The following is a 9159-nucleotide window of genomic DNA, read 5'->3' as shown; positions in this document are numbered from 1 at the left end:
ACGCCATTAATCGCGCGGCCTTTTCTACGTTTAGCCATGGTTTACTCGCCTTGCTCACTATCATCAGTGTTGTCACTATCCACTGAGTTATCAGCTTGTTTATCATTGCCTTTATCACTGGCAACTGCTTTATCAACCAAGGCGCTCATACGTACACCTTCACTCATAGAGCTATCATAAACAAAACGTAAGTGCGGCATGATGCGAGCACGTAAGCGTTTACCTAATAATGAACGAATATAACCTTCAGCTTCGGCTAAAACTTCTAAAGAAGCTTTAATTTCATCAGCATTATCATTAAAAAACGTTACAAATATTTTTGCATAAGCTAAATCGCGTGTTACTTCAACGGCAGAAACCGTGGTCATGCTTAAACGTGGATCTTTAATTTCGCGCATTAAAATAACGGCGATTTCTTTTTGGATTTGCTGACCTACACGGTCAGTACGGGCATATTCTCTAGCCATCGTATACTCCTATAAACCATCTCTAATAAACTACAGTTTTCGTTATTTATTAATGAGTTAGCTAATTAATTATAAATTATCAACACAAAAGGGGCATAAGCCCCTTTTAAAGTATTTAACTATTCGCTCAAAGCTAGTTGCTGTAAATATAAGCTAGAAACACTGAGTTGACGCAGGTCAATAAGTGCTGCCAAGGTAATAATTACACCTACTAGCAATGAGATACTAGTTATAGTGTACGTTCAACTTCAATCGTTTCAAATACTTCAATTTGGTCGCCGACACGAACATCATTGTAGTTCTTAACACCGATACCACATTCAGTACCGTTACGAACTTCTTGTACGTCGTCTTTAAAGCGGCGTAAAGATTCAAGTTCACCTTCGTAAATAACTACGTTTTCACGTAATACACGAATTGGCGCTGAACGTTTGATAATACCTTCAGTTACCATACAACCGGCGATAGAGCCAATTTTAGGTGATTTGAATACGTCACGAACTTGAGCAAGACCAATAATAACTTGCTTGAATTCTGGCGCTAACATACCACTCATGGCTTGTTTAACTTCATCAATTAGTGCGTAAATAACACTGTAGTAACGTAAATCAATATTTTCTGATTCAATCACTTTACGGGCAGAAACATCGGCACGTACGTTAAAACCAATCACTATAGCGTTCGATGCTGCAGCAAGTGATGCATCAGTTTCAGTAATAGCACCCACACCTGAGCCAATTATTTTAACTTTTACTTCATCGGTAGAAAGTTTCAATAATGAATCGCTAATCGCTTCAAGTGAACCTTGAACATCAGACTTCAATACCACATTAACTTCTGAGATTTCACCAGATGCCATGCTAGCAAACATGTTTTCAAGTTTAGCTTTTTGTTGACGGGCAAGCTTAACATCACGGAATTTACCTTGACGGAACAAAGCAACTTCACGGGCTTTTTTCTCATCTTTAACAACAGTAGCTTCATCACCTGAAATTGGTACACCGCTAAGACCGATGATTTCTACCGGAATTGATGGTCCAGCTGACTGGATTGTTTTGCCGTTTTCATCACGCATAGCACGAACACGACCGTATTCTAAACCACACAATACGATGTCGCCTTGCTTGATAGTACCTTCTTGAATTAGTACTGTTGCTACTGGGCCACGACCTTTATCTAGTTTAGATTCAATCACAACACCACTTGCCATAGTATCTACTACCGCAGTAAGCTCTAATACTTCTGATTGCAATAAAATTGCATCAAGTAATTCATCAATACCTAAACCAGTTTTGGCTGATACGTGACAGAATTGAACTTCACCGCCCCACTCTTCTGAAAGTACATCGTGCTGTGATAATTCACTCTTAACGCGATCTGGATCAGCTGACTCTTTATCCATTTTGTTAACAGCAATAATAATTGGCGCATCTGATGCTTTAGCATGCTGAATCGCTTCAATTGTTTGTGGCATAACACCATCATCAGCAGCAACAACGATAACAACAATATCAGTCGCCTTAGCACCACGAGAACGCATAGCTGTAAACGCAGCATGGCCTGGAGTATCTAAGAAAGTGATCATGCCATGACCTGTTTCTACGTGATAAGCACCAATGTGCTGAGTAATACCACCAGCTTCTCCGTCAGCTACTTTTGCTTGACGAATGTGATCAAGTAGTGATGTTTTACCATGATCTACATGACCCATGATTGTAACTACTGGCGCACGAGTTGTCGCGTCACCTGAATTATCACGATCAGCTAATACCGCTTCTTCTAAAGCATTTTCTTTAACAAGTACTACGTTAAAGCCCATTTCTTCTGACACTAATGCCGCAGTTTCTTGGTCGATAACTTGGTTAATGGTTGCCATGGCGCCCATTTTAAACATAGCTTTAACTACTTCTGCGCCTTTTTTCGACATTTTATTAGCAAGTTCTGCAACAGAAATTGTTTCACCAATACGAATGTCTTGTAGTTTAGTTTCAACAGGCTTAGTAAAGCCATGTTGCAAACTTTGTGGTGCCGATAATTGCTTACGACCACGGGCATTACGACCACGGGCATTACGGTCAGCTGGTTTTTTCTTCTTACGACGTCTACCTGCAGTTTCATCGGCAGCATCAACTTTATCTTCAGCTTCTTGTGCGTATTTAGAAGAAGTAACATGAACCACTTCTTTTTCTTTCGCTTTACGCTCAGCTTCTTGTTCTTTCCAGCGACCTTCATTTTCTTCAGCTAATTTCTTAGCTGCTTCACTGGCTTCTTTCGCTTCTGCTTCAACTTTGTCAGCAACTTCTTTTTCTTGTGCTAAACGTAGTTTTTTTGCTTCTTCTGTTTCAGCAACTTTTACAGGTGCGTTATCAACATTTTTAGCTTTTTCAACAGCAGTTTGTTTTGCTTTAGCTGCAGCTTCAACTTTTGCTTCTGCTTTTTTTTCTGCGGCAACTTCAGCTTTTACTACGGCTACAGCTTTAGCGTTGTCAGCTTCTTTCGCTGCAGCTTCAGCATCAGATTTAGCCTTAGCTTCTGCTAACACTGCTGCTTCTGCTTCTGCTTTAGCAGCTTCTTCAGCTAGTTTTTGATCTTCTAACTCACTACGTTTTACATAAGTGCGTTTTTTACGTACTTCAACATTTACCGACTTAGCTTTAGAGCCATGTCCCATGGTCAAAGTAGATTTAGTTTTACGATTTAAGGTAAGCTTGCTCGGGTTTGCTGCCGAATCATCACCATGTTGCTTTTTAAGGTGTCCTAATAAGGATTCTTTTTCATCTTGCGAAATAGCATCGGTAGCCGATTTTTTCACGCCTGAGTCAGCTAACTGACTTACTAAGCGATCCACCGGTGTTCCGATTTCTTTGGCAAGTTCTGCTACAGTTATATCTGCCATCTATAATATTCTCCGGTGTTATTATTCTTCGTTAAACCAACAAATGTTACGTGCAGCCATGATTAGCTCGCCCGCTTTGGTTTCAGTTAATTCTTCAATATCGCTAATTTCATCTATACCTTGTTCAGCTAAGTCTTCGAGTGTGCGAACACCGCGGCTTGCTAAAACAAAAGCTAAATGACGTTCTAACCCTTCAAGGTCAAGTAAATCTTGTGCAGGCTCTGCACCTTCTAAAGTCTCTTCACTCGCTAGTGCTTGTGTAGTTAACGCTTCTTTAGCACGTTCTCTAAGCTGCTCAACGATTTCTTCAGTTAAGCCATCAATTTCTAACATTTCAGCAGCTGGCACATAAGCAATCTCTTCTAATGAAGTGAAGCCTTCTTCAGCAAGTAATGTAGCGAAATCTTCGTCAAGATCTAACTTATCAATAAATAAGTTTAATACTTTATCGTTTTCAGCTTGATGTTTCTCTTTCATGTCAGCAACAGTCATTACGTTTAATTCCCAGCCAGTTAACTGACTCGCCAAACGGATGTTTTGACCACTACGGCCAATCGCCATAGCTAAATTGCCTTCTTCTACAGCAATATCCATGGTGCCTTTGTCTTCATCAACAATTATTGACGCAACTTCAGCAGGGGACATAGCATTAATAACGTATTGGGCAGGGTTGTCATCATATAAAACGATATCAACACGTTCACCGCCTAACTCACCCGATACCGCTTGTACACGTGAACCACGCATACCAACACAAGCACCAACAGGGTCAATACGCTTATCATTGCTTTTAACGGCTATTTTAGCGCGAGAACCAGGATCGCGAGCGGCCCCTTTAATTTCTAGCATTTCTTCGCCAATTTCTGGCACTTCAACGCGGAAAAGTTCAATTAACATTTCAGGCTTGGTACGACTAACAAATAACTGTGCGCCACGTGCTTCTGGTTTGATTTCATATAATAAACCACGTACTCGGTCGCCTGGACGGAACGTTTCGCGTGGTAACATATCATCACGGTAGATTACTGCTTCAGCATTATTACCTAAGTCAATTATGACGCTGTCACGACTGGCTTTTTTAACAACACCGGTAACAATTTCGCCTAATTGATCTTGATAAGCTTCAGTGATCAAAGCACGTTCAGCTTCTCTGATTTTTTGAACAATCACTTGTTTAGCTGTTTGCGTGGTTACACGGTCAAATGTTACTGACTTAATTTGCTCTTCAACATAATCACCCGCATTTAATTCAGGTTCATCGTATTGTGCCGCTGCCAAAGTGATTTCACCATAAGGGTTTTCTAACAACTCGCCCTTATCATCAATGATTAACCAACGACGAAAAGTTTCAAATTCGCCACTGACACGGTCAATACAAACACGTACTTCAATGTCACCTTCGTATTTTTTCTTGGTAGCTGTTTCTAAAGCAGTTTCCATTGCTTCAAAAATGCTTTCTCGTGGTAATGCTTTTTCATTAGAAACCGCATCAACAACCAGTAATATTTCCTTACTCATGCTACTTAGCCTTTAATTTATGTTAACTATTTTTAATTTTTTTAACGTTTACAACTTTGCGACAAGGTTCGCTTTGTCGACGTTACTAATAACAAGTTCGTAATCGATGCTATCAACTTCTACAATTAATTTGTCGTTTTCTATCGCCACTAATGGACCTTTAAATTTTCGACGACCATTTAAAGGCATCGATAATTTTACGTTGACAATTTCACCAATAACTTCTTGAAAGTGTGCAATTTCAAATAAAGGACGATCAACACCTGGTGATGAAACTTCTAAATTATATTCACTACTAATTGGGTCTTCTACATCTAATAGTGCACCAACTTGGCGACTAACCTCTGCACAATCATCAACATTAATGCCATTCTCATGATCAATAAACAAGCGTAAAACCGAGTTATTACCCGCACTGATAAATTCAATACCCAGTAAAGTTTTGCCCGTTTCTTCAACAGCAGGCCTTATTAAATCAGTTAATTTGTGCTCAAATTTAGCCAAGCGTTTTCTCCTGTTATTCTACCCTGACGTAAATACATCAGTGATATTATAAAAATTTAGATATAAAAAAAGGGCATATAGCCCAGCGAAATCTTGCTGATTTCATTTTTTATCGCATGTTTCCCACGCGTTAAAAAACAAAAAACCCCAATTCAGGGGCTTATTTCACTGTTTTCCCCCTAGATAAAACAAGAAACGCTGCTTTATCTGGTTATTAATAGCCTAGCTATCAATATTAATAAGAATATAAACAACACAACAATCGGTGAGCTTATCCAGTGACATCTTACTAAGTTCTATTGTGACAAATTATATAATGGTGCGCTAACAAGCGCAAGGGGCATTAAGCATTATCGATTAGAAAAGTATATTCTTTTGCTATATCAGTTTGTATTCGTCATGCTGAAACATAAGCTAAAATTAATATATATTTTACAATATGTTAGTATTGACACTATAATATAGCTGTAATTTCATGCAAATATTTTGCATTGGTATATTGAAGTACCTCTTTCCCTCTTGATAGGATTTTAAACGGAGCATTTAATTTCATCATGTATAAGTTTTCTAAGTTAGTCATCAAAAATGCAATATTCGCATTAACATTTATTATAGCCATTGGCGCTATCGCATTTTTTTTATTAACCGCTTATATAGCTAATCAAACCCAAGAGCACCAACAAACCATACAAACTATTAGTCAACAGTTCGTTAGCGATGCTGAGTCTATTGAAGAAGTTGCCACTAAGCTCGCGGCTATACTAACTGCCAGCACTGATTATCAAACCTTAATTATCAAAAATAATTCCATTACCTTATTTAATTTTCAGAGCAGTCACATTCCACCACACGATTTTGTCTTAGCAAAACGAAAAACCGTCTCCGCCGGTAAACTTAATTTGCAAGTTCAATATAAACTCGCATTTACTGAAATCATTAATTTAATTACCCAATTATTTATCGGCCTTATGGCCTTAGCCACAATTTTTGTTTTGATATCAGCACAGCTTAATTACAAATTACAGTCGGTTATTTTTAGTATTATTAGTAAGCAAATAAGTAACGAGTTAGCGCAAATTAATAACTCTGACTTTATCACTAGTGAACAGACCAATGAGCAGTTATTGGAGATCCCTGCACTACAAGAAGGTATTGCTGAAATCAGAGCTATGATGACAGAGCAATTCAAGAATACCGCCAATTTAGAAATGGAAGCACACGTTGATAGTTTAACAGGCATTGAGAATCGTAACCGTTTTGTGCAATTTTATGAAAAACAAATAGTACAAGAAAGCCCGGTAAAATTTGGTGTTTTGCTAATTACCCGCTGCTCTGAACTGCAGACAATTAATCAAGTGCATGGCTATAACTCTGGTGACAACTACATAATTAAAGTTGCTGACATAATCAAAAATGCTTTAACTACACGGCCTACTGGTAAACTTTTTCGTTTAAATAGTTCCGACTTCGCCACCATATTAATTAACGAAAAGCTAAAGGCGGCTGAAGATTACGCTCGCGAATTAAACATTAAGTTTAATGATTACCAGCAACTTAATGAGTTAGATTCAGTTGCATTCACCGGTTTAGTGTACTTTGATAAGTCTAAACCTTTAGGTGAATTATTAGCCCTAGCAGACACCGGTGTCAGTGTTGCTCAGACACAAAAATCAAACTCATGGTACTCACAAACTGATATCAATATTTTAACTGATAATAGCGCTAATTTTGGTAATCAAAATTGGCGACAAGAAATAGATAGCGTTCTAGATGGTGGTCGTATTAACTTATTAGTACAACCCATTCAACCAAGTGGCCGTAACAACCGTGTTTATGGTGAAATATTAGCGCGCTTTCTAAATGCTAACGGTGACATGCTACCGACCGCGACTTTTATCGCCATGGCAGAAAAGCTTGATAAGATAATCCAAGTAGACCGACTGATTATTGAAACGGCAATTAAAGAGATAACCAGTAAAAACATGCTCGATAGTAGCTATGGTATTAACATTAGTGCTCGAAGCATAAATGATGAACACTTTATGATTTGGCTTGAACGTAAGTTATTACGTGAACCCGGCGCTGCGCCTAGGTTAGTATTTGAAATATCTGAGTTAGGATTGCAACAGAATATAAAGACGGCTAAGCGTTTAGTCGACATGTTACATCGAGTTGGTTCAAGAGTAACCGTAGAGAGATTTGGTGTTGGCTTAACCTCCTTTAAATTTTTTAGAGATTTAACCCCTGACTTTATTAAAATGGATAGCTCTTATACCCGTGACATCGATGACGATAAAAACAACCAATACTTCTTGCGTTTGATGGTTGATTTAGCCCATAGACTTGGCATTAATGTCCTCGCAGAAAGTGTCGAGAGCCAAGAAGAAAAGCATACTTTAGAAAAATTATTTATTGACGGCTGTCAGGGTTATTACGTTGGTAAGCCAACTCAACTATAATGATTTACAAGCACTACCGAGTTTAAAGCCGAATCTGTCACTATCATTCGGCTTTTTTATAGATACACAAATTGTTATTACAATACAAAGAAAAATGCATAAAGCGTAATACCCCTACTGCTGATGTGTTGTTATATAGGATAAAAACACGGATAATAGCGGCATTATTATAATAAATAACCTAATGACCTATAAAGTAAATGACTGATTACCTGTTACTTCTCGTTGGCACTGTACTTGTAAATAACTTTGTTTTAGTACAATTCCTTGGCTTATGCCCATTTATGGGGGTTTCTTCACGTACTGAAACAGCTATTGGCATGTCATTCGCCACTGTTTTTGTTATGACTTTGGCATCACTGCTTAGTTATTTAGTGACCACCTACCTGCTTGTACCCCTTGACCTTGAATACCTAACAACCATGAGTTTTATTTTGGTAATTGCCGTCGTGGTGCAATTTACTGAGATGGTTGTCCATAAAACCAGTGCTAGCCTCTACCGATTACTCGGCATTTTCTTACCGCTGATCACCACAAATTGTGCGGTACTGGGTGTTGCTTTACTGAATTTGAGATTACAGCACAGCTTCTTTGAGTCCATCATTTATGGCTTTGGTGCCGCAGTAGGCTTTTCTTTAGTCTTAGTGATGTTTTCTGCCATGCGTGAAAAGTTAGCGAATGCTGATGTGCCTGGGCCGTTTAAAGGTACGGCTATTGCAATGATTACTGCCGGCTTAATGTCATTAGCTTTCCTTGGCTTTACTGGTTTGGTGAAAATTTAACATGAACATTCTCCTTGCCATTCTTGTGCTGGGTAGCATTGCTGCCGTATTTGGAGCACTACTGGGTTATGCCTCCGTTCGCTTTAAAGTCGATGCCGATCCCATTGTCGAGCAACTCGATGCACTGCTGCCACAAACTCAATGTGGTCAATGTGGCTATCCTGGCTGTAAACCCTACGCGCAAGCCGTTGCCGATGGCGAAGCCATTAACAAATGTGCCCCTGGGGGCGAAGACACCATTAAGAAAATAGCGGACTTAATGGGAGTTGAAGTTCTACCCCTTGATGAAAGTCATGTCAAAGGTGATGCGCCAAAAAGTAATCGACCTAAAGTTGCCTTTGTTATTGAAGAAGACTGTATCGGCTGTACCAAGTGTATTCAGGCCTGTCCTGTTGATGCCATTATTGGCGCAGCAAAACAAATGCATACCATTATCATAGATGAATGTACTGGCTGCGACTTATGTGTTGCTCCCTGCCCAGTAGATTGTATTGAAATGCGTGAATTGCCAGATACTATTAATAATTGGCAAT

7 protein-coding genes are annotated in these 9159 nt (G+C 38.9%); 3 read left to right on the top strand and 4 right to left on the bottom strand.

Annotation, left to right across the window (positions count from 1 at the left end):
* Positions 1 to 41 precede the first annotated feature (41 nt).
* The 4 genes from rbfA to rimP form a co-directional block, all read right to left on the bottom strand.
* On the bottom strand, positions 42 to 467 hold the full coding sequence (gene rbfA / locus HRT50_RS15850; RefSeq protein WP_291616235.1) for a 30S ribosome-binding factor RbfA: 426 nt from the start codon (positions 465 to 467) through the stop codon (positions 42 to 44).
* A 229-nt stretch (positions 468 to 696) separates the two neighbouring features.
* Positions 697 to 3363 (bottom strand): translation initiation factor IF-2, encoded by a 2667-nt coding sequence (gene infB, locus HRT50_RS15845; RefSeq protein ID WP_291616233.1) that lies wholly within the window; start codon positions 3361 to 3363, stop codon positions 697 to 699.
* A 21-nt stretch (positions 3364 to 3384) separates the two neighbouring features.
* The gene (nusA, locus tag HRT50_RS15840; RefSeq protein ID WP_291616231.1) at positions 3385 to 4881 is read right to left on the bottom strand and encodes a transcription termination factor NusA; all 1497 of its coding nucleotides are present in this window, start codon (positions 4879 to 4881) and stop codon (positions 3385 to 3387) included.
* 48 nt (positions 4882 to 4929) lie between these two features.
* Positions 4930 to 5385, bottom strand: coding sequence for a ribosome maturation factor RimP (gene rimP / locus HRT50_RS15835; protein ID WP_291616230.1), 456 nt, complete (start codon positions 5383 to 5385; stop codon positions 4930 to 4932).
* A gap of 554 nt (positions 5386 to 5939) precedes the next feature.
* On the opposite strand from rimP, the gene HRT50_RS15830 reads away from it, so the two are divergent.
* From HRT50_RS15830 to rsxB, 3 genes are all read left to right on the top strand, one after another.
* Entirely contained in the window at positions 5940 to 7844 is a 1905-nt protein-coding gene (locus HRT50_RS15830; RefSeq protein ID WP_291616227.1) for an EAL domain-containing protein, read from the top strand.
* Between the two features lie 200 nt (positions 7845 to 8044).
* On the top strand, positions 8045 to 8626 hold the full coding sequence (gene rsxA / locus HRT50_RS15825) for an electron transport complex subunit RsxA (protein ID WP_291616225.1): 582 nt from the start codon (positions 8045 to 8047) through the stop codon (positions 8624 to 8626).
* 1 nt (position 8627) lies between these two features.
* The coding region (gene rsxB / locus HRT50_RS15820; protein ID WP_291616223.1) for an electron transport complex subunit RsxB at positions 8628 to 9159 on the top strand (532 nt) is incomplete at its 3' end.

The sequence above is a fragment of the Colwellia sp. genome (assembly GCF_013215345.1).
GTDB lineage: Bacteria > Pseudomonadota > Gammaproteobacteria > Enterobacterales > Alteromonadaceae > Colwellia.
This window is presented reverse-complemented; position numbering and strand designations above follow the sequence as displayed.

Bases quoted from the DNA above. Each gene is read 5' to 3' on its own strand.
- rsxA (WP_291616225.1), top strand. From the start codon at position 8,045: ATGACTGATTACCTGTTACTTCTCGTTGGCACTGTACTTGTAAATAAC.
- rbfA (WP_291616235.1), bottom strand. From the start codon at position 467: ATGGCTAGAGAATATGCCCGTACTGACCGTGTAGGTCAGCAAATCCAA.
- HRT50_RS15830 (WP_291616227.1), top strand. From the start codon at position 5,940: ATGTATAAGTTTTCTAAGTTAGTCATCAAAAATGCAATATTCGCATTA.
- infB (WP_291616233.1), bottom strand. From the start codon at position 3,363: ATGGCAGATATAACTGTAGCAGAACTTGCCAAAGAAATCGGAACACCG.
- nusA (WP_291616231.1), bottom strand. From the start codon at position 4,881: ATGAGTAAGGAAATATTACTGGTTGTTGATGCGGTTTCTAATGAAAAA.